The 21,611-nt window shown below is 73.2% G+C and carries 15 protein-coding genes; 5 read left to right on the forward strand and 10 right to left on the reverse strand.

The window, feature by feature from the left end; all coding sequences use genetic code 11:
* Positions 1–48: 48 nt before the first annotated feature.
* Positions 49–2,553: an excinuclease ABC subunit UvrA gene (locus tag KSP35_RS06670; protein ID WP_217000165.1), complete on the forward strand. Its 2,505-nt coding sequence runs from the start codon at positions 49–51 to the stop codon at positions 2,551–2,553.
* Here the strand turns inward: KSP35_RS06670 and KSP35_RS06675 are convergent.
* The gene (locus KSP35_RS06675) at positions 2,538–3,764 is read right to left on the reverse strand and encodes a HAMP domain-containing sensor histidine kinase (RefSeq protein WP_217000168.1); all 1,227 of its coding nucleotides are present in this window, start codon (positions 3,762–3,764) and stop codon (positions 2,538–2,540) included. The genes KSP35_RS06670 and KSP35_RS06675 overlap by 16 nt on opposite strands.
* A 1-nt stretch (position 3,765) precedes the next feature.
* Positions 3,766–4,446 (reverse strand): response regulator transcription factor, encoded by a 681-nt coding sequence (locus KSP35_RS06680; protein ID WP_217000171.1) that lies wholly within the window; start codon positions 4,444–4,446, stop codon positions 3,766–3,768.
* A gap of 114 nt (positions 4,447–4,560) precedes the next feature.
* On the opposite strand from KSP35_RS06680, the gene KSP35_RS06685 reads away from it, so the two are divergent.
* On the forward strand, positions 4,561–5,013 hold the full coding sequence (locus tag KSP35_RS06685) for a hypothetical protein (RefSeq protein ID WP_217000173.1): 453 nt from the start codon (positions 4,561–4,563) through the stop codon (positions 5,011–5,013).
* 63 nt (positions 5,014–5,076) lie between these two features.
* Here KSP35_RS06685 and KSP35_RS06690 read toward each other — a convergent pair whose 3' ends face one another.
* Complete coding sequence (locus KSP35_RS06690; protein ID WP_217000176.1) at positions 5,077–6,195, reverse strand: hypothetical protein; 1,119 nt, start codon at positions 6,193–6,195, stop codon at positions 5,077–5,079.
* Positions 6,196–6,263: 68 nt separating this feature from the next.
* Positions 6,264–6,722 carry an SRPBCC family protein gene (locus tag KSP35_RS06695; protein WP_217000180.1) on the reverse strand — a complete coding sequence of 153 codons (459 nt, stop codon included), beginning with the start codon at positions 6,720–6,722 and terminating at the stop codon, positions 6,264–6,266.
* 177 nt (positions 6,723–6,899) lie between these two features.
* On the opposite strand from KSP35_RS06695, the gene KSP35_RS06700 reads away from it, so the two are divergent.
* Entirely contained in the window at positions 6,900–8,675 is a 1,776-nt protein-coding gene (locus KSP35_RS06700; RefSeq protein WP_217000184.1) for a bifunctional diguanylate cyclase/phosphodiesterase, read from the forward strand.
* Between the two features lie 216 nt (positions 8,676–8,891).
* On the opposite strand, the gene KSP35_RS06705 is transcribed toward KSP35_RS06700, so the two are convergent.
* Both KSP35_RS06705 and KSP35_RS06710 read right to left on the reverse strand, forming a co-directional pair.
* On the reverse strand, positions 8,892–10,682 hold the full coding sequence (locus KSP35_RS06705) for a PrsW family intramembrane metalloprotease (RefSeq protein WP_217000187.1): 1,791 nt from the start codon (positions 10,680–10,682) through the stop codon (positions 8,892–8,894).
* A 401-nt stretch (positions 10,683–11,083) separates the two neighbouring features.
* Positions 11,084–14,029, reverse strand: a complete 2,946-nt coding sequence (locus KSP35_RS06710; protein WP_254127018.1) for a vitamin B12-dependent ribonucleotide reductase — start codon at positions 14,027–14,029, stop codon at positions 11,084–11,086.
* Between the two features lie 629 nt (positions 14,030–14,658).
* Here KSP35_RS06710 and KSP35_RS06715 point away from each other — a divergent pair.
* The gene (locus KSP35_RS06715; protein ID WP_217000191.1) at positions 14,659–15,165 is read left to right on the forward strand and encodes a MarR family winged helix-turn-helix transcriptional regulator; all 507 of its coding nucleotides are present in this window, start codon (positions 14,659–14,661) and stop codon (positions 15,163–15,165) included.
* A gap of 60 nt (positions 15,166–15,225) precedes the next feature.
* Here the strand turns inward: KSP35_RS06715 and KSP35_RS06720 are convergent, their stop codons facing one another.
* Positions 15,226–17,535, reverse strand: a complete 2,310-nt coding sequence (locus KSP35_RS06720; RefSeq protein ID WP_217000194.1) for a molybdopterin-dependent oxidoreductase — start codon at positions 17,533–17,535, stop codon at positions 15,226–15,228.
* A 37-nt stretch (positions 17,536–17,572) separates the two neighbouring features.
* Here KSP35_RS06720 and KSP35_RS06725 point away from each other — a divergent pair, with 37 nt between their 5' ends.
* Positions 17,573–18,310, forward strand: a complete 738-nt coding sequence (locus KSP35_RS06725) for a pyrimidine reductase family protein (protein WP_217000196.1) — start codon at positions 17,573–17,575, stop codon at positions 18,308–18,310.
* Between the two features lie 581 nt (positions 18,311–18,891).
* On the opposite strand, the gene KSP35_RS06730 is transcribed toward KSP35_RS06725, so the two are convergent.
* The 3 genes from KSP35_RS06730 to KSP35_RS06740 form a co-directional block, all read right to left on the reverse strand.
* Positions 18,892–20,415, reverse strand: coding sequence for an LPXTG cell wall anchor domain-containing protein (locus tag KSP35_RS06730; RefSeq protein WP_217000199.1), 1,524 nt, complete (start codon positions 20,413–20,415; stop codon positions 18,892–18,894).
* Between the two features lie 156 nt (positions 20,416–20,571).
* Complete coding sequence (gene nrdR / locus KSP35_RS06735) at positions 20,572–21,054, reverse strand: transcriptional regulator NrdR (RefSeq protein WP_217000201.1); 483 nt, start codon at positions 21,052–21,054, stop codon at positions 20,572–20,574.
* Between the two features lie 55 nt (positions 21,055–21,109).
* Positions 21,110–21,514 (reverse strand): LysM domain-containing protein, encoded by a 405-nt coding sequence (locus KSP35_RS06740; RefSeq protein WP_217000204.1) that lies wholly within the window; start codon positions 21,512–21,514, stop codon positions 21,110–21,112.
* Positions 21,515–21,611: the final 97 nt, after the last annotated feature.

A 21,611-nucleotide genomic window follows, 5' to 3' on the forward strand; every position in this document is an offset into this window, starting at 1 on the left:
CGGCCTGCTGGCCTGGTCCGGTCGGAGGCCAGCGGGTAGGGCCGGGCTGTGGAAGACCGCAGCGATCCGTTCGTGCACGTCCGTGGGGCCAGCGAGCACAACCTCCGCGGCGTCGACGTCGACGTCCCCCGAGACGCGCTCGTCGCGTTCACCGGCGTGTCGGGGTCGGGCAAGTCGTCGCTGGCGTTCGGGACGATCTACGCCGAGGCGCAGCGCCGGTACTTCGAGTCGGTGGCGCCGTACGCCCGGCGCCTCCTGCAGCAGGTCGGCGCGCCCCACGTCGAGGAGATCACCGGGCTGCCACCGGCCGTCGCCCTGCAGCAGCGCCGCAGCGCCCCCAGCTCGCGCTCCAGCGTCGGCACCATCACCACGCTGTCGAACCTGGTGCGGATGCTCTTCTCGCGCGCCGGCACCTATCCCGCCGGTGCGGCGCGCCTCGAGGCCGAGGCCTTCTCGCCCAACACCGCCGCAGGCGCCTGCCCCGAGTGCCACGGCCTCGGCGTGGTCCACGACGTGACCGAGGAGCTGCTGGTCCCGGACCCGTCGCTCAGCATCAAGGACGGCGCCATCGCGGCGTGGCCGGGCGCGTGGCAGGGCGCCAACCTGCGCAGCATCGTCATGGGGCTCGGCATCGACGTCGACGTGCCGTGGCAGGACCTCGACGAGGCCGACCGCGACTGGCTGCTCTACACCGACGAGCAGCCGTCGGTGCTCATCAAGCCCCAGCGAGATCGCATCGACCACAGCTACCAGGGGAAGTTCTGGAGCGCCCGCAAGCACGTGATGCACGTCCTCGCCGACTCCACCAGCCAGCAGATGCGGGACCGGGCCCTGCGCTACGTCGAGAGCCTCCCCTGCCCCACGTGCCACGGGAGCGGCCTCGCACCGGCGGCCCTGGCCGTCACCTTCGCCGGTCGCACCATCGCCGAGGTCAACGACCTCCCGTTCGCCGCGCTGGTGGACCTGCTGCGGCCCACCGCCGAGCTGGCCGAGGCCGGTGCCGCCACGTCGTCGGCCGGCTCGGGCGAGGCCACCGAGGTCGCGGTGCGGATCGCCGCCGACCTGGTCGCCCGGCTCGAGGTCCTGCTCGACCTCGGGCTCGGCTACCTGGCCCTCGGCCGTCGATCCACGACCCTCTCCCCGGGCGAGGCGCAGCGCCTGCGCATCGCCACGCAGCTGCGCTCCGGGCTCTTCGGCGTGGTCTACGTGCTCGACGAGCCGTCGGCCGGCCTCCACCCCGCCGACGCCGAGCCGCTGCTCGACGTGCTCGACCGGCTCAAGGCCGCCGGCAACTCGCTGTTCGTGGTGGAGCACGACCTCGACGTGGTCCGCCGCGCCGACTGGATCGTCGACATCGGCCCCGGCGCCGGCGAGGGCGGCGGCCACGTCCTCTACAGCGGACCGGTCGCCGGCCTGGAGGCGGTCGAAGCGTCGGTGACGGGCCAGCACCTCTTCGGGCGGGTCGCCCCGCCCGACCTGCAGCCGCGCCCGCCCAAGGGGTGGCTGTCCCTGCGAGGGGTGGCCCGCCACAACCTGCGCGACCTGGACGTCGACCTGCCGCTGTGCGTGCTCAGCGTCGTGACCGGCGTGTCGGGGTCGGGCAAGTCGACCCTGGTCTCCCAGGTCCTCGCCGACCTGGTGCGGGGCCAGCTCGGCATCACCGCCGACGCTGAGGACGCCGACGAGCGCGTCGAGCACCACGGGTCGGTGCGCAGCGTCGAGGGACTGGACGCGTTCGATCGCCTGGTCCAGGTGGACCAGCGGCCCATCGGTCGCACCCCTCGCTCCAACCTGGCCACCTACACCGGGATGTTCGACGCGGTCCGCAAGCTCTTCGCCGCCACCGACGAGGCGGTGGCGCGGGGCTACGGGCCGGGCCGGTTCTCCTTCAACGTGGCCGAGGGCCGCTGCCCGACCTGCCAGGGCGAGGGCTTCGTCGCCGTCGAGCTGCTCTTCCTGCCCGGCACCTATGCGCCCTGTCCCAGCTGCCACGGCGCCCGCTACGCCCCCGACACGCTCGAGGTGACCTACCGCGGGCGCTCGATCGCCGACGTCCTGGCCCTCTCCGTCGACGAGGCCGCCACCTTCTTCGCCGACGTCCCGGCGGCCGCGCGCAGCCTCGCGGCGCTGCGCGACGTCGGGCTGGGCTACCTCCGGCTCGGCCAGCCGGCCACCGAGCTGAGCGGCGGCGAGGCGCAGCGCATCAAGATCGCCACCGAGCTGCAGCGCGCCCGCCGGGGCCACGCCCTCTACCTGCTCGACGAGCCGACCTCGGGCCTGCACCCCGCCGACGTCGTGCTGCTGCTCGCCCAGCTCCACCGGCTGGTCGAGGCCGGGAACACCGTCGTGCTCGTCGAGCACGACCTGGCCACGATCGCCACGGCCGACTGGGTCATCGACCTCGGGCCGGGGGAGGCGACGCCGGCGGGCACGTCGTGGCCACCGGCACCCCGCTCGAGGTCTCCCAGGCCGACGGCAGCGCCACCGCCCCGTACCTCGCCCGGCACCTCGCCCGCTGACCGGAGGGCGGCCGCCGCTCACCGCGGGACGTAGAGCTCGAAGCGGGCTCGGCGGGGGTCGACCAGTTCGAGGCGTCCGCCGATCGACTGGGCGACGGTGCGGGCCAGGGCCAGCCCGACGCCGCTGCTCGCCGCACCCGACACGTGGCGCTCGAAGATGGCCCGCTCCAGGCCGGGAGCGACGCCCGGCCCCCCGTCGGCCACGCTGACCACCAGGTGGGATCCTGCGAGCCGGGCCGTCACGTGCACGGCGCCGGCACCGTGGTCCCTCGCGTTCTCCACCAGGACGTCGAGGACCTGGGCGAGCGGCCCGGCGGCCACGGGCTCGTCGGCGTCGGCGGGATCGACCTCGACCACCAGCTCGCGACCGACGGGGGCGAGCAGGAGCGTCCAACGCTGCTCGACGTCGTCGAGCAGCGTCCGCAAGGGCGAGCGGTCCAGGTCGACCAGCGGCACCGAACGGGCCAGGGCCAGCAGCTCGGTGATGGTCGCGTCGAGGCGGTCCACCTCGGCGAAGGCGTCGCGGAGCGCCGGCGCCATCTCTGCGGGGTCGCCCATGGCGGCCTCCTCCAGCCGCACGCGCAGCGCGGTGAGCGGTGTGCGGAGCTGGTGGGACGCGTTCGACGAGAACTCCCGCTCGCGTCGCACCAGCTCGGCGATCCGCCCGCTGCTCGACGACAGCGCCTCGCCGACGGCGTCGACCTCGGTGATGCCGACCGGGGTGACCGTGACCGAGAGGTCCCCCGCCCCCAGGCGATGCGAGGCGACCGCCAGATCATCGAGCGGGCGCCCGAGGCGGCCTGCTTCGCGCACGGCGAGCACGACGGCCACGGCGATGCCGGCCAGCGCCAGACCCGCCACCACCAGCCAGGCCCGCACGGCGCGCTCGTCGGCCTCCCGTGCCGAGGCCACCACCGTGATCCGGAGACCGGCCGCCGTGACGACCTGGGCCTCGATGGTCCGACCTCCGGGACGGGCACCGACCGTCGTCGGTCGTCCCGAGCGGTTCCGCACGACCACCAACCGGTCGGGCTGCGATGCCGCTCGCACCGCGGCCGCCGGGATGGCCCCACCGCCCTCGCTCGGTTCCCCGATGGCGAACCCGATGGCATCGGCCTCCCGGTCCAGCGACCGGACGGCCTGCTCCCGGACGAGGTGCTGGGCGATGATCCCGAGCGGGATGCCGAGGACGGCGACGCCGACCACGATGACCGCCAGGAAGGCCCGGAGGAGGCGGCGGCGCACGTCAGGCCCGCTCGTAGCGGAAGCCGACGCCCCGCACGGTGGTGATCGGCCCGGCAGCCGTCGGCTCGCCCCCATCGGCGTCGATCTTGCGGCGGAGCCAGGAGACGTGGACGTCGAGGGTCTTGGTCGAACCGAACCAGTGCTCGTCCCAGACCTCCTCCATGATCCGCTCCCTGGTGACCACGCTCCCGGCGTTGGCCACCAGCAGGGCGAGGAGGTCGAACTCCTTCGGGGAGAGCGAGACCTCGTGGCCCGAGACCCACACCTGTCGGGCGGCGACGTCGACGCGGACCGGGCCCTCGACGAGCTCGCCGTCGTCAGGCACCCGACGGAGGTTCGCCCGCACCCGGGCGAGCAGCTCGGCCAGCCGGAACGGCTTGGTCACGTAGTCGTCGGCCCCGGCGTCGAGACCGAGGACGGCATCGAGCTCCTCGGCCCGTGCGGTCAGCATCACGATGGGCACGCCGGCGTCGGCCTGTCGGACCCGTCGACACACCTCGACCCCGTCGATGCCCGGGAGCCCGACGTCGAGGACCACGAGGTCCACCCCGCCGCGGGCGAACCGCTCCAGCGCCGCCTCGCCGGTCCGCGCGGCGTGGACCTCGTGGCCGTCGCGGCCGAGCGCTCGGGCCAGCGGCTGGGCGATGGCCTCGTCGTCCTCGACGAGCAGCAGGCGGGCCATGGCCGGGAGCGTACGGCGCGGCCCGGTACGGGACCGGCGGATCGCCGGAGGCTTTGCCGAACCTTGACCCGGGCTTGGCGAACCGGTGGCGAGGCCGTCCGTACCGTCCGCCCCATGGACACCACGCCGACCTCCCACCCCGACCACAACCACACCGCCCGAGGAGCCGGCGTCGTCGGCCTCGCGGCCATCGCCCTCGTCCACCTCCTCGACCTCCAGGGCAAGCTCACCGAGACCCCCTACCTCGGCTACGCCTACATCGCCCTGATCGTCGGCTGCGTGGTGGCCGCCGCGATGCTGGTCCGGGGCGACGTGCGACGCGGCTGGCTGCTCGGCGGCGGGCTGGCCGCCGCCACCCTCGTCGGCTACGTGGTCAACCGCACCGTCGGGATGCCCTCGGCCACCGAGGACATCGGCAACTGGCTCGAGCCGCTGGGCCTGGCCTCGATCTTCATCGAGGGCTGCGTCGCCGCCCTGGCCGCCGGCGAGCTCGTCGCCCTCCGCTCGCACGGCGCCACCACGGCGTCGAGCCGAGGTGACGCCGAGCGCCGCCCTGCCCGGGTCTGACCCCATTGGTGGCGAGCGCCACCGGTCGGGGGCGGTCGCTCATCGGGTGCCCACGGTCGCCGGTCAGGGCCGGATCGGGGCCGCCGCCTGGACCTGCAGCGGGGCGATCGGGGTGCCGTCGCTCCACTCGCCGTTCGAGCGGTGCTCGGGCGTGTCTCCGAGCGCCTCGGCCGCTGCGCCCTCGTCCCCTGCCGCCGCTGCCCGCAGGGCGTCCCAGACCTTCCAGCAGAAGTTCCAGTCGTAGGCGTCGGCCTTGCCCTTCGGCGCGGCGCAGACCCCGTGCTTGGCCAGCAGGGCCGGTGCCCCGTGGCGATCGGCGACGGTGGCCACGAGGCTCTTCCGCTCCTCGGGGATGTGGCCGAGCAGGGGGAACACGGCGTTGCAGCTCGAGTCGGCCTTGCCGGGCTCGGCGAGCACGCCCTGCGCACCGGAGTGGCACTCGAGCAGGACCGTCGACGGGATGCCGGCGAGCGAGTCGTCGAGCGACGGTTCGCCGTCGCCGTCGAGCCCGCTGTCGTGGGGGTCGTCGAGGAAGATGGCGGTCGGCTTCGGGAGGTCGAGGTCCCGCCAGCGGTTCGCCAGGTCGGCCGTGAGGATCCCGCCGAAGGAGAACCCGAAGTAGGACGCCCCGTGGTCGACGTCGGGCTGGACCCGGCTCGGGTCGGCCCGCAAGAAGTCCAGTGCGCCGCGGATCCCGGCCAGCGCCGAGCGGATGCACGGCTCGATGTCGTAGGGCCCGGGGCACGGCGTCGCCGTGCCGGTCTGCCAGCGGGGGTAGACGACGATGCTGCCGCCCAGGACGGTGTGGCGGATGAGCTCGTACATGGTCCCGTAGCCGGAGAACTCGTAGTAGCCGTGGAGCACGACCGCCACCGGCGCCGCCTTCGGGCGGGGCCCCACCGGCTCGAACACGTACCAGGCATCGGCCCCGGTGCCCCCGGAGCTGACCCGCCAGTCGTCGTGGGCCAGCGCGCTGCTGCCGGGCCCGGACGTGGCCTGGGCCGGCTGGCTGGGCCGGCCCGCCACCGCCGGCACGGTCGACGGCGGCTGCGCAGGGATCGTGGTCGTGGTGCTCGTCGTCGACCGGTCCGCCGCGCTCACCGAGGTGCTCGAGCCGCGGCGGCCGTCGCTGCCCGAGCAGCCAGCCAGCCCGACCAGGAGCGAGAGGGCGGCCGCCGCCATCCGGGCCCCACGCCGGCCGGCTCCGGTGGTCCGCAACCGCGACCGGTCGGCGCCGCCCGCTCCAGCCATCAGGCCTCGAGGGCGGCGGCGAGGCGCTCGAGGGTGGTGCTCATGGTCTGGCGGTTGCGGCCGGCGCGGTCGTCGATGCCGGAGGTCTTGGCGCTGAACTCGAGCGCCGACTCGGGCCGGAGGTCGTCGGTCCACTCGGTGACCCGGCTGCCGCCGTCGACGGGCTCGATGCGGTAGCCCCACGTGGCGTAGTGGAAGTCGAACATCCGGCACTCGAAGGCGAAGGAGCGGCCGGGCTCGGCCTCGATCACGGTGGCCTCGGTGACCCACTCCTTGTCGCCGTTGCGGTTGTGGCCGTCGAAGGTGGCCCCGACCACCGGGCCGTCGGAGCCGTCGTGCCACTCGCAGCGGTGGCACTCCTCGGACCACTCCCCCATGCGGGTCACGTCGGAGATGGCGGCGTACACCGCCTCCGGGTCGGCGGCGATGGCACGGGAGATCTCGATCCGGTCGGTCACCACTGCAGTCCAGCACCTCGGACCCCGGGCGCGCCGCCAAGGAGCGGCAGACGTGCCGCCGCATGCAGCGAACCGGACGAAATGGACATCCAGCCCCTAGGGTGAAGGCACCAGGTCAAGCAGCCGGCCGGGGCCGATCAAGGGGATCCACGGATCCCCGCAGCGGAAGCGGACGCCATGTCGAGCCCGAGCGAACCCCGTCGCGAAGACCTGGCGCGCTTCGAGGCCATCGCCCGCCGCTCCTCCGACGTGGCCGTGTTCTTCGACGGTGACTTCACCATCCGGTGGGTGAGCCCCGCCGTGCGCGAGGTGTTCGGTCTCGACGACGTCGCCCTGGTGGGCGCCCACGGGCTCGACCTCATCCACCCGGAGGACCGCGACGGTGTGCTGGCCACCTTCGTGGACCAGCTCCAGACGCCGGGCGACCACGTGCAGGTGGCGTTCCGGATGGTCGACGGCCGAGGGCGCGAGCGCTGGGTCGAAGAGGTCGCGACCGATCTGCTGGCCGACCCCGAGGTCGGGTTCGTGGTGGGCAACCTCCGCGACGTCACCGATCGCATGGAGGCCCACGCCGAGCAGCTCCGCGCCGCGATGCTCGATGCCCTGACGGGGCTGACCAGCCGGGACCAGCTGTTTACCCTGCTGCGCGCCGGGAACGCCGCAGGCGGTGCGCTGGTCTTCTTCGACGTCGTGGACCTCTGCGACGTGAACAACTCCCTGGGCCCCGCAGCCGGCGATGCGCTGCTGGTCAACGTGGCGCGCCGGATCGAGGCGACGCTGCCGGACGGGTGCACCTTTGCCCGCATCGGCAACGACCAGTTCGCCGTCCTGCGGCCCGGGAGCGCCGGTCTCACCGACGCGCTCGAGGTGGTGCAGGCCATCCGGACCGGGCTCTCGACCCCGTTCGCCATCGGCGCCGACGACGTGTTCGTCTCGGTGTGCTTCGGTGCCGCCCACGACCACACCGCCACCGGCGACGACCTGGCTCGGCAGGCGGACATGGCGCTGTACCAGGCGAAGCGCCAAGGACCCGACGAGCTGGTGGTGTTCGAGCCGGGGCTGGAGCGGAGCTCCCAGGACCGCGTCTCCCACGCCGCTGCGCTCAAGCTGGCGCTGAGCGGTGGCGGGGTGGTGCCCTACTACCAGCCGGTCGTGGAGCTCAGCTCCGGCCGGGTGGTGGCCGTCGAGGCCCTGGCCCGCTGGGACCACCCGGACCTCGGCTTCGTCTCGCCCGAGACGTTCATCCCGGTCGCCGAGGCCAGCGGCCTCATCAGCGACCTCGGCGCCCAGGTCCTGCTGCGAGCGTGCACCGACGCCGCTCGTTGGATGGCGGGCGGCCGGCGGCTCCAGGTGGCGGTCAACGTCTCGGCCGTGCAGCTGACCGACCCCGGCTTCGTCGACCTCGTCGCGGCGGTGCTGGCCTCCACCGGCCTCCCGCCCGAGCGCCTGACCCTCGAGATCACCGAGACCTCGGCCCTCCGGGACCTCGACGCGGCCATGGCCGGCCTGGTGCTGCTCGACCAGCGTGGCGTCCTGCTCTCCGTCGACGACTTCGGCACCGGCTACTCGTCGCTCGTGCTGCTGGCCCGCCTGCCGGTCGGGGCCGTCAAGATCGACCGCTCCTTCGTCGACGGCCTCGGCCACGACGAGCGCATGGCGCAGATCGTGGCCGGGACCGTGGCGCTCGGCACCGCCCTGGGCTTCCACACCGTCGCCGAGGGCATCGAGCGCCCGGACCAGATCGAGGCCCTGGTCCGCATGGGCTGTGCCTTCGGCCAGGGCTTCCACTGGAGCCCCGCCGTCCCCGCTGCGGACGTGCTTCCCCTGATCGACCACATCGAACGCACCGCGGGCCACGGAGGGCGCCCTGCCGACGCGGTGCGCCTGACCCCTGGCTGCGGTCCGGCGTCGGCCGCGCGGCAAGCCGTCGACCACCTCCCCCAGGACCGCTGAGGATCACCCCCCCTCTGACCCTGCTGTCACGTCGGGCCCGGCGAACGACGAGTGCCCGGCGAACGACGAGGACCCGGTGCCGAACCACCGGGTCGTCCTCTCACCTCAGTTCCAGCCAGCGCCCAGAGGCGCTTCGCTCCGCGGTGAGATCGCGAGGAGCGTCGGTGGAGATCGCGGCGGTGACATCGCCGCGACGGTCGACACCGCACGGGTTCGTCAGAGGGAGCGCACTCGGGTGACCTCGGCACGGGCGTGCTCGACTGCCGGGGTGGGTTCGCCGCGGTCTCGGGCGATGGCCTCGGCGAGGTCGTGGGCGGCTTCGAGGACGTGGCGGGCGACCTTGCGGTCGTGGTGGCCGCGGACGGTCTTCTTGAGGTGCTTGCGTTGGGCGTGGTGGTTCAGCGCCATGGCCTCGGCCTCGTCCTCGGTGAGGATCCCGGCGGCGACCTCGGGGGCGAGGAGGTCGTGCATCCAGGTCTTCTCGGTGGACGATGCTTCCCGGGCGACGAAGATCACGGTGGCCACCGAGGCGACGATGACGAGCGGGATGACGACGAAGATCCCGAAGGTGTCGTGGATCAGGTTCCCGAGGGCGCCGGCGTCGTCCCAGACGCCGTGGAAGGCCATCGCAGCGGCCATGGCGAAGAGGCCGTGGCCGAGCCGTCGGCCTTCGACGCCACGCCCGAGGACCCAGTAGAGCCCGGTGCAGAAGATGGCCGAGAACAGGGCGTGCGACACCACGCCCGACGCGCCTCGGACGACGACCATCTGCAGCACGGCGACCGGCTGGTTCGTCCCGAAGTGCTGGCCGGCGCCCTGGTACACGTAGAGGACGTCCTCGGAGACCTCGAAGCCGAGGCCGATGAACGCCCCGATCACGAAGGCGTCGTAGGCGTTGCGAACCAGGCGCGGGGCCAGGCCGAGCAGGATGACGAGCCCGAGCGCCTTCGAGGTCTCCTCGGTGAACGGGGCGGTGAGCCCAGCTCCCCAGTCGGAGGCCCAGGCCTGCCCGAACAGCTTGGCGTACAGGGTCAGCACGGCGTCGTTGACGGTGATGGCCAGGAAGAACGTGGCCGGCACCGCACCCCAGAGGAAGCCGGCGGCGAGCAGCTTCGGCGCTTCGGAGGTGAAGCGGTCCCGGTGGTGGAGGAACAACACCCACGGCACGGTGTAGATGCCGAACAGGATCGTGCCGGCAGCGAGTGCACCGCCGTAGTTGGCCACGCTCCCCTCGTAGACCCGGACCAGGTGGACGACGCCGCTGCCGACAGCCCACACGTAGAGCCAGAACAGCGGGTTGCGGAGCTGCACGAGCCGGAACGGCTCACCCCAGCCGGAGGCCTCGATCGCCGCCTCCTGCGCCGTCGGGGCGACCGGGGTGTCGTCGATGGTGGCGGTCACGATGCCGCGCCTTCGTAGGTGACGCTGGCGATGGCCGCTTCGATCTCCGAGGCTCGTGCGGCGTACGCGCCGGAGCCGCCGGTGATGGTGATCGTGACCCCGGTCGTGGTCGGCCCCCCCTCGATCCCCGCCGACGGTGAAGGCCACGAACCGGGCGTCGCCGGAGGCGGAGGTGACGGTCTCGGACACCCCGGTGATGCCGGACGAGGTCGTGACGCTCTGGTGGGCGCTGGTGACCTTGAAGCCTTGGTCGTCGGCATCGCCGGACCGGTCGTGGAGCCGGTTCAGCTGCGCCAGCAGATCGGTCGACGTTCCGTCGAACGGTCCCCGCTGCACCCGGATGGCGACACCGCCGCCGGCGACGAGGGCCACCGCATCGGCGGGGAGCCCCGTGCTCGGTTCGTCGTCCAGGCGGATGCCGCTCAGCAGCTCCCAGCCGACCGGCGGGACGAACGTGACCCCGTCGCCCATGTCGATCACGTCGCCGGCCTCGACCTCGTCGTCCCAGCCCACCGCCTCGTTGACCGCAGGGACCACCGCGGTCATCAGCAGGATGATCCCGAGCACGACCGCCGCCGGCACGAAGGCCCGCCGGTCCAGCCCCAACCAGCGATGCTCCACCGGCACGTGACCGGCTCTCGTCGAGGGGGCCTGCCTGCCTGCTGCATCCACGGCGGTGCTCCACGCGCTGGTCGATGTCCGAAACGTCGGAAGGTAGCAGCGCCGCGAAGCCCTCGCCCCGGCCCGGTCCGGCTGCGGCCAGAGCGAAGGTGGGTCAGGCCCGCCGCAAGCGTTGGTGACGCTCAGGTCGGCGGCGAGGGCTCCGGTCGTCCCTCGATGCCGGCGGCGAGGAGCCCGACCACCTCGGCAACGCAGGTGGCTCAGACCTCTGACGTCGATGCTGCCACGACCGAGTCCCGCTGACCTGGGCACGAGGAGGGCCCGGTGCCGAAGCACCGGGCCCTCCTCTCACCTCGTGGTTCAGCGGGCGCCCGGAGGCGCTGCGCTCAGCTGCAGCCGCTGGTGCTGCCGCAGCTGGGGCAGGCGTGGCAGGAGCCGGCCCGCTGCATCTGGACGCCGCACTGCATGCAGTACGGGGCGTCGGAGTGCTGCACCGCCGGCTTGACCTGCGGCGGGGTGTGGTTGTGGGCGTGGTCCGACAGGTCGGTGACGCCGGCCCGGTCGAGCAGGCTGGGCTGGGCGTCGGCCGCCTTGGCCTCGGCCTCCTCCTCGAGCGTGATGGCCAGCTCCGAGGCCGACGGGATCGACTTCGGGTCGGCGACCAGGTCGTGGCCCATGCGGTTCTCGACCACGGTCTCCTCGACGCCCGGCAGGGTGGGCTGGGTGCGCTCCGAGACGGAGAGGATGCCCAGCTCCTGGCGCTCCTCGAAGGTGAGGTAGTCCAGCGCCAGCCGGCGGAAGATGTAGTCGAGCAGCGACGAGGCGATGCGCAGCTCCGGGTCGTCGGTCATGCCGGCCGGCTCGAAGCGGGTGTTGGTGAACGCCTCGACGAAGGCCCGCAGCGGCACGCCGTACTGGAGGCCGTAGCTCAGGCTGATGGACAGGGCGTCCATGATCCCGGCCAGGGTGGAGCCCTGCTTGGCGACCTTGAGGAACACCTCGCCGGGGCGGCCGTCGGCGTACTCGCCCACGGTCACGAAGCCCTTGCAGTCGGCCACCCGGAACTCGAAGGTCTTCGAGGTGCGGTTGCGCTCGAGCTTGGTGCGGGTGGGCACCTTCTTCTCGACGATGCGCTCGACGATCTTCTCGACGACCCGCTCGACCTCGACGATCTGCGGCTCGGCGGCCAGCACCGAGGCGACCGCCTCGGCCACGTTGGTGGCCGGGCCGTTGACGTCGGCGTCGCCCTTCTTGGCCATGGCCAGCGGCTGGGCCACCTTGCAGTTGTCGCGGTAGATGGCGACGGCCTTCACGCCGAGCTGCCAGGCCTCGATGTGGAGCTGCTCCACGTCCTCGACCGAGACGTCCTCGGGCATGTTGACGGTCTTGGAGATGGCGCCGGAGATGAACGGCTGGACCGCCGCCATCATCCGCACGTGGCCCATGTAGTGGATGGGGTTGTCGCCCATGGAGCAGGCGAACACCGGGATGTGCTCGGCGGCCAGGTGCGGGGCGCCGAGGATGCTCTTCTCGACGTCGATGTAGTCGACGATGTCGGCGATCTGCTCCTCGGTGTAGCCGAGGCGGTGCAGGGCACGCGGGATCGTCTGGTTGACGATGGTCATGTTGCCGCCGCCGACCAGCTTCTTCATCTTGACCAGGCCGAGGTCGGGCTCGATGCCGGTGGTGTCGCAGTCCATCATCAGGCCGATGGTGCCGGTGGGCGCCAGGACCGAGGCCTGCGAGTTGCGCACGCCGAACTGCTCGCCGAGCTCGCACGCCTCGTCCCAGGACTGCTGGGCGGCGGAGAGCAGCTCGGCCGGGACCAGCTCCTCGTCGATGCCGGCGGCGGCCTCGCGGTGCATGTTGAGCACGCGGAGCATGTGCTCGCTGTTCTCGCTGTAGCCGGCGAACGGGCCCATGCGGGCGGCGGTGCGGGCGGAGGTGGCGTAGGAGTGGCCGGTCATGAGGGCGGTGATCGCCCCGGCCCAGGCCCGGCCCTCGTCGGAGTCGTAGGCGAAGCCCATGGCCATCAGCAGGGCGCCGATGTTGGCGTAGCCGATGCCGAGCTGGCGGAACTTGCGGCTGGTGTCGCCGATGGGGCCCGTGGGGTAGTCGGCCCGACCGACCAGGATCTCCTGGGCGGTGAAGATGACCTGCACGGCGGCCTTGAAGCCCTCGACGTCGAACGTGTCGTGCTCGTCGACGAACTTCAGCAGGTTGAGGCTGGCCAGGTTGCAGGCGGAGTCATCGAGGTGCATGTACTCCGAGCACGGGTTCGAGCCGTTGATGCGCCCGGTGTTGTGGGCGGTGTGCCACTTGTTGATGGTGGTGTCGAACTGCATGCCGGGATCGGCGCACTCCCAGGTGGCCTGGGAGATCTGGCGCATGAGGTCGCGGGCCCGGATGGTCTTCTTGATCTCGCCGTCCTTGACGCCCCGGAGGTGCCAGTCGCCGTCGGCGACCACGGCCTCCATGAACTCGTCGGTGACCCGGACCGAGTTGTTGGCGTTCTGGTACTGGATCGAGTGGCTGTCCCGGCCGTCGAGGTCCATGTCGAACCCGGCGTCGCGCAGGGCGCGGGCCTTGTTCTCCTCACGGCTCTTGCACCAGATGAACTCCTCGATGTCCGGGTGGTCGACGTCGAGGATGACCATCTTGGCGGCGCGGCGGGTCTTGCCACCGGACTTGATGGTGCCGGCCGAGGCGTCGGCGCCGCGCATGAAGCTGACCGGGCCCGAGGCGGTGCCGCCGCCCTTGAGGTACTCGACCGAGGAGCGGATGCGGGAGAGGTTCACGCCGGCGCCCGAGCCGCCCTTGAAGATGGTGCCCTCTTCCCGGTACCAGTTCAGGATCGAGTCCATGGAGTCGTCGACCGAGAGGATGAAGCAGGCCGAGGCCTGCTGCGGCACGCCCTCGACGCCGATGTTGAACCAGACCGGCGAGTTGAAGGCGGCCTTCTGGTTGACCAGGAGGTGCTTGAGCTCGGCCTCGAAGGTGGCGGCCTCGCGGTCGTCGACGAAGTAGCCGCCCTCGATGCCCCAGGTGGTGATGGTGTCGGCCACCCGGTCGATGACCTGCTTGAGCGAGGACTCCCGCTCCGGCGTGCCCAGCGTGCCCCGGAAGTACTTCTGGGTGACGATGTTGGTGGCGTTCAGCGACCACGTGGTGGGGAACTCGACGTCGAGCTGCTCGAAGGCCACCGAACCGTCGCGGAAGTTGGTGATGCGGGCGTCGCGCCGCTCCCAGGTGACCTCGTCGTAGGGGTGGACGCCCTCGGTGGTGAAGGTCCGCCGGATGTCGATGCCGGTCTGTTCGGGGGCCATGGCCATGTGGGAGCGCTCCTGTGCGTCTGAGGTCTGGGGGTCGTTGTCTGGGGTCGGGAAGGTGCGCAGGGTCATCCGCGCGGCTGGGCGGACTCGCCCAGCTTCGCTGCTGGAACCGCTACCCACTACCTGTGGTGGTCATGGGGTCCCCTAAACCCGGATCACCACAAGATGTAGAGGTGCACTACAGCACGGTAATTACACCGGTGTCAACGGTGGCGCCAGAAAACCTCGGGACCCCTGGACGGCCTCGGAGCGCGGGAGGTCAGCGCCCTCTTCCGTGCTCGGCTGGCAGCGAGCGACGGACGGTCAATGGCCAGGTCGAAGGGAACGGGCGACCTCCAGAGGCCTCCCCTGCTCCCTCACGTTCAAAGCCCCGCTGCCGGCCGAAGCCGGCCCCCACGGAGCTCCCACACCACTTGTTCCGACCAACCGTCCGACGCTCGCTGCTACCGGGTGCCAACCTACGGCGCCTGGTCTGTGGAACGGAAGGGGAACAACCCTGTGGATTACGCGGGGATTTCCCCGCCGTTCATCCACACGCCCGTGGACCGCCGCAGAGCGTGGCGAGAACCGGCGCAGCGTACGGCGCGTGGGCTACGGAGGAGCCGATGTCGTCCGGTAGGTTGACCCCGATGGATCCCGCCGGCGACGCCGCCGCCCCGATGCTGGCCGACGATCGGCTCACCGCCATGGGGCTGCTCGTGGAGACCGCCGCCGGGGTCACCGACGTGTTCGAGCGCGAGCTCGAGGGCCTGGGCATCTCCGGTTCGGCCTTCGAGGTGATGATCCGCCTCGCCCGCTCCCCCGAGCGCCGCCTGCGCATGACGGAGCTGGCCGCCCAGTCGACCCTGACCAACAGCGGCCTGACCCGACTCGTCGACCGCCTGGACCAGGCCGGGCTGGTCACGCGGGAGCCGTGCGAGACCGATCGGCGGGGCTTCTTCGCCATCCTCACCCCGGCCGGCCTGGCCAAGCTGGGCGGGGTCCTGCCCTCGCACCTGCACACCGTCGACCGCATCCTCACCGGGGTGCTCGACCCCGACGAGCTCGACGTGCTCCTGCGGGCCCTGCGCAAGGTGCGGGCCGTGGTGAAGCCCACCAGCGACCCCGCCGTGGCCGCCGCCGTCGCCGACGGCTGAGCGGATCGGCCCGCCACCCGGGGGCCGCGGCCGGGGCGTCGCCGGGGCGAGATGTCCGGCTCAGGCGGGCACCGGCGCCCGGGCGGCGCCGGCCACCGGCGAGCCGGTCCCGGCCGGCGAGACCGTCACCGGGATGCCGTTGAGCACGGCGTTGCCCGACAGCTCGTCCACCAGCCGCTCGTCGGCCACCACGTTGCTGTTCACACCGGCGTGGCGCCCGGCCACCCCCAACCGGCTGCCGGGCAGGTCGTGGCCCCAGCCGTGCGGGAGGCTCACCACGCCGGGCCGCACGCCGTCGGTCACCTCCACGGGCGCCTCCAGCGAGCCCACCCGACCCGAGAGGGTGGCCAGCTCACCGTCGACCAGCCCCCAGCGCTCGGCATCGGTCGGGTGCACGTGGAGCGTGCAGCGCGGCCGCCCCTTCACCAGCACCTCGACGTTGTGCATCCAGGAGTTGTTCGACCGGAGGTCCCGCCGGCCCACCAGCACGGCGTCGGGGACGGGCCGATCGAGGGCGGCCAGGAGGCGGGGCAGGTCGGCCAGGAACGGCTCGGCGTCGAGCTCCACCAGGCCGCTCGGGGTCCGCAGGACGTCGGGGAGCCGCGGGGCCATCGGGCCGAGGTCCACGCCGTGGGGCCGGGCCTCCAGCACGTCGAGGCTGAGCGGCGGCACGCCGGGTGCGACGTCGTCGGTGCGGGCGCCGAAGGCGTCGCCGTAGGGCCCGGTGCGGACGAGGAGGTCGACGAGGCGAGCTGGCCCGGTCCGGGGCGCCACCCCCTCGAGCAGCTCCTCCGCGGTGCGGCCGTGGACCGGGCCGTGCTCGTCGGCCACGGCCTGCTGCGCGAGGGTGCTGGCGACCAGGTCGTCGACGAGTGCCGGGTCGGCGCCCGCACCCAGGCCCTGGGCGATCAGGGCGAGCTTGGCCAGGATCTGCCACTCGTCGGGCTGGCCGTCGTCGAGCGGCAGCACCGCTGGGGACCAGTTGGCCACGTTGCGGATGGCCAGCTGGTTGAAGACGACGTCGTAGTGCACCTTCTGCAGGGCGCTCGGCGGCGGCAGGACCACGTCGGCGTGGCGGGTGGTCTCGTTCAGGTAGATGTCGACGGCGACGTAGCAGTCGAGCAGGCCCAGGGCGGCGTCGAGCCGGCCCGAGTTCGGCGTCGACAGCACCGGGTTGCCCGCCACCGTGACGAGGGCGCGGACCTGGCCCTCGCCGGGCGTGTCGATCTCCTCGGCCAGGCAGGAGACGGGCAGCTCGCCGAGCGACTCGGCCAGCCCCCGCACCCGGCTCTGGTGGCGACCGACCCTGATGCCCCGGCCGAAGCGGGGGGCGCCCCGGGTGTTCGACGAGGCGGCGGCGGCCCGGTTGAACATGGCCCCGCCCGGGCGGTCGAGGTTGCCGGTGACCACGTTGACCACGTCGACCAGCCAGCTGGCCAGGGTCCCGAACTCGGCGGTGGTGGTGCCGATGCGGCCGTAGGCCACCGCGCGGGGCGCGTCGGCCAGGTCTCGGGCCAGCTCGCGGATCTGGTCGGCGCCGATGCCGACGGAGGCGGCGACCGCCTCGGCGGTGAACGGCGCGAGGGCCTCGACCACCTCGGCGATGCCTCGGACCCACTCCCCCGCCGGGCCGGCGTCGATGCGGTCGGTCTCGGCCAGGGTGGTGACCACGGCGGCGAGCAGCAGCGCGTCGGTGCCGGGCCGGATGGCCAGGTGCACGTCGGCCTCCTCGGCCGTGCGGCTGCGGCGGGGGTCGACCACCACGACCTTGCCTCCCCGCTCGCGGATGGCCTCGATGCGACCGGGCCAGTCGGGAGCCGTGGCCAGGCTGCCGTTCGAGGCGTAGGGGTTGGCGCCGAGGATGAGCAGGAGGTCGGTGCGGTCGAGGTCCGGCAGGGCGAGGGTCAGCGAGCCGCCGAACAGCCAGGCGTTGGCCAGCTCCTTGGGCCGCTGGTCGACGGTGCTGGCGGAGAAGACGTTCCGGGAGCCCAGCGCCCGCAGGAGCGGCTTGAGGTAGAGGGTGCCGGCGAGGTTGTGGGAGTTCGGGTTGCCGAGGTAGGTGGCCACCACGTCACGGCCGTGCTCGGCGAGCAGCGGCGCCAGCAGCCGCTCGACCTCGGCGAAGGCCTCGTCCCACGAGACCTCCACCAGCTCGCCGTCGCGGCGCACGAGCGGGCGGCGCAGGCGGTCGGGGTCCTCGTGGAGCTGCCGCAGGGTGGAGCCCTTCGGGCACACGTAGCCGTGGCTGAACACGTCGTCCCGGTCACCCCGGATGCGGGTGACCCGCTCGTCGACGACCCGCAGCTCGAGGCCGCAGGTGGCCTCACAGAGCGGGCAGGTGCGATAGGCGGTGCGCTCGGTCCCGGACATGGGCCAATGCTGCCAGGGCGACCGCTACCGTGCCCGCGTGCGCCAGCTCCTTCCCGTCCCCGCCGCCGACGTCGACCCCGCAGCGGCCCACGCCGCGGCCGCCCGCCCGGCGCCCGAGGGTCGGCCGTGGGTGCTCGCCAACATGGTGGCCAGCGCCGACGGCGCCACGGCGGTCGAGGGACGTTCCGAGGGCCTCGGCGGGCCTGCCGACAAGGCGGTGTTCTCGGCGCTGCGGTCGGTGGCCGACGTCATCCTCGTGGCCGCCGGCACGGCTCGGGCCGAGTCCTACGGCCCGCCCCGCACGCCCGCCGACCGCCGGGCCGAGCGCGAGGCGCGCGGCCAGGCGCCGTACCCGCGCCTCGCCCTGGTGACCCGGTCGCTCGACCTCGATCCCACCAGCGCGATGTTCACCGAGGCCACCGCGCCGCCGGTGGTCTTCACCGTCACCTCGGCCCCGACGGCACGGCGCCAGGCGCTCGACGGGCTGGCCGAGATCGTCGACGTCGGCGACGACGGCGTCGACCTCGCGGCCGCGCTCGGCTGGCTGGCCGATCGCGGCGTGGCCACCGTGCTGTGCGAGGGCGGGCCGAGCCTGAACGGCCAGCTCCTCGCCGCCGGCCTGGTCGACGAGCTCGACCTGACCACCTCCCCGTTGCTCGTCGGCGGCGACAGCGCCCGGGCCGCCCACGGCCCCGACGGCGAGCCGCTCGACGTCGAGCTGGCCCACCTCTGGGAGGCCGACGGCGTCCTCTTCGCCCGCTACGTCCGGGCCTGACCGCCACCCGCGCCCGACCGGCGCCCTCGCCCGGCCGGCGCCAGCGGACCGTCGGCGCCACCGACCGGGCCGTCCCGCCCCAAAGGGGGACCGATCGCGACCAAAGCCCTCGGATGAGCCTTTGGTCGCAGCCGCAGCCTTCCACCGACGACCAGCGCGACCAAAGGTGGCGGCGGCCGTTCTGGTCGCACCACGGGTCGGCCGCGCCCTCCCGCACCGATCGCGACCGAAGCGGGCGAAGCTCGCTCTGGTCGCAAGCACCGCCCCGCATCGACACCGACCGCGACCAAAGGTGGCGGCGGCCGTTCTGGTCGCACCACGGGTCGGCCGCGCCCTCCCGCACCGATCGCGACCGAAGCGGGCGAAGCTCGCTCTGGTCGCAACCACCGCCCCGCATCGACACCGACCGCGACCAAAGGTGGCGGCGGCCGTTCTGGTCGCACCACGGGTCGGCCGCCCTGCGCGCAACGGCTTGCCGTGGTTCACCGGGCCGGGCACCGCGGCCCGGGCGCGACCGTGCCCCGGCCGCCCGAGGGCGACCGGGGCACGGATCAGGCGTGCGGGTGGGTCAGAGCCTGCGCTCAGGCCGCACCGAGCTGCCGACGGCGGAGCACCAGGACCGCACCGCCCAGCAGGACGAGGGCCCCACCGGTGAGCAGCAGGGGCTGCGTGTTCGAGCCGGTGCGGGGCAGCGCTCCGGCGCTGGTGCCGCCCGTGCCGGAGCCGTTGTTCGTGCCCGTGCCGGCGACGGCCGGCGGAGCGGTCGTGCTGCTGGTGTTCGGGAACGCCGTGGTGCTCGAGGCACCCAGCACCGTGGTGGACGTCGTGCTCGACGGGGCCTCCGTGGTGGAGGTGGTCCCGACGACCGTGGTCGACGTGGTCGGCTCGATGGTGGTCGACGTGGTGGTCGGCTCCGTGGTCGAGGTCGTGGTCGGCTCGGTGGTCGAGGTGGTCGACGTCGTCGTCGGCTCGGTGGTCGAGGTGGTCGACGTGGTCGAGGTCGTGGTCGGCTGCGTGGTCGACGTGGTCGACGTGCTCGTCGAGGTGGTGGTCGACGTGGTCGACGTGCTCGTCGAGGTGGTGGTCGACGTGGTGGTGGTCGACGTCGTGGTGGTGGCGATCGGGTCGGCGAAGGTCACGGTCACGCCGGGTGCGGCCGACGAGTTGGTGGTCTGCACGCCGGTGGCCGTGCCGATGACCCACGAGGAGCCACCGCCGCCACCGCCGCCGCCCTTGCACCCGGTGTTGGCGCCGCTGCCGGCTGCGCCGCCGACGAAGCCGCCACCGCCGCCGCCGCCGACCACGTTGACCGACACGCCGCCGGACCCGTTGGCCGAGGTGCCGCCCGACGACGAGCCGCCGGCGCTGTTGACGCCGCCGCCGCCGCCGGCGCCACCGTTGGCGTTGTTGCCGGAGTCGCCGCCGTTGGTGCCGTTGGCGCCCGAGGGGCCGCCGCCGGTGCCGTTGGCCGAGGTGCCGGCGATGCCGCCGCCACCGCCGTTGCCGGCGCGGGTGCCGGCGCAGTTGCCGCTGGCGCCGCCGCCGCCACCGCCGGCCACGACGAGCTGCGTGCCGCCGCCGCCGGTGCAGGTGCCGCCGAGGCAGACCGCCGAGGCGCCGCCGCCGGCGCCGCCGCTGCCGCCGTCGGTGTCGAAGATGGTGTTCTGGCCGCGCCCGGCGCCGCCGCCCAGGCCCCAGCCCGGCGTGGTGGCGTTGTTGGCGAAGTCACCGCCGGCAGCGCCGGCGCAGCCGACCACGGCGGAGATGGTCTGGCCGGGGGTGACGGCGATGCTCGAGACGGTGACGAAGCTGCCGAGGCCGCCCGTGCCCTTCTCGCCGCTGGACTGGTTGCCGCCCTGGCCGCCCTTGGCGCCGATGGCGCTGACCGACATCGAGAACACGCCGGCGGGGACCACCGTGGACTGCACGGAGCCGCAGGCGCCGGGCGGGTTCCAGATGGTCACGGCGCCGGCCGGCGCCGAGGTGCCGACGAGAGCGACGCCTGCGCCGATGGTGAGCGCCAGGGCGCCCGTGACCGCCATGGCGATGCGGCGGGCCCGAAGCCGCACCGCCCCGCGTGCCGTCTGCCGCGCTGATCCCGTCATCTGCATCTCCCCGAAGTTCGTGCCTGCACCGCCAAGGCGGGTCACCCGATGGGTGACATCTGGCTCACCCTAGACCACGGCGCGTGATCCGAGCGAACATTCGACTTCACTCCGCAGCCAGGCGGCCGACGAGGTCGACCCCGCCCGGCGGCCGGCTCAGTGCCGCTTGGGCTCGGTGGCCTTGGTGAGCGCCGAGTGGGTGAGCTCGGTCAACTCTCGCTCGAAGTCGGCGAGGTCGTCGAACTCCTTGTAGACGCTGGCGAAGCGCACGGCCGCCACCACATCCAAGTCGCGCAGGCGCTCGAGCACGGCTCGGCCGACCTCCTCGCTCGGGACCTCCGGCCCCTCCAGGCGGAGCGACTCCTCCACCGCGCCCGCCAGGTCGTCGAGCTGGCCGGCATCGACCGGGCGCCCCTTGGTGGCCGCAGCCAGACCAGCGACGACCTTGGCCACGTCGTAGGGCTCACGGTCCCCGGAGCGCTTCACCACGAGCAGGGGCACCTCTTCCAGCCGCTCGAACGTGGTGTACCGCCGCTGGCACGCCAGGCAGGCCCGGCGTCGGCGGATGGACGTGCCGTCCTCGCTCTGGCGCGAATCGACCACCTTGTCGTCGAAGCTCCCACAGGCCGGACAGCGCACCCGGCGACGCTACCGCGCCGCGACCACCGGTCCGACGGTCGGCCCGAGCCTTGGCTCAGGAGGGGATGACGAGGCGATCGCCCGGCGCGATCGCTGTGCCGCCGTTGGCCTCGGCCAGCTGGTCGACCAGGGGCCGCACGTCCCCGGTGGGACGGAGGCGACGGGCGATCGACCACAGCGTGTCCCCCGCTCGCACGGTGACCGTGCGGGCGCCGGCCGCCGGTGCGGTGGCGGCGGCCGGCGTGGCCGGAGCCGCCGCCGAGAAGGCGCCGCGGCCGATGGCGACGAAGCCGACCATGAGGAGGACCGTGACCGCCACGAAGGCGGCGATCGCGCCCGGCGTCACCAACGGCCGGGCCGGGGCGGGGCGAGCGGAGCGGCCGCCCTGCAGGACGCGGAGCTCGGGCCGGGGGGCGCCGGCGGAGGCGGGGAGGCGGTGGGGTTCGAGGATCGCAGCCATGGTGAGCAGTCTCCGCAGGGGGTCTGACAGTTTCGACGGACGAACAACCGTTCCACGAACGGGTGTTCTGGGGAGCAGGATAGCCACGAACACCCGT

Source organism: Aquihabitans sp. G128, from assembly GCF_019048865.1.
GTDB lineage: Bacteria > Actinomycetota > Acidimicrobiia > Acidimicrobiales > Iamiaceae > Aquihabitans.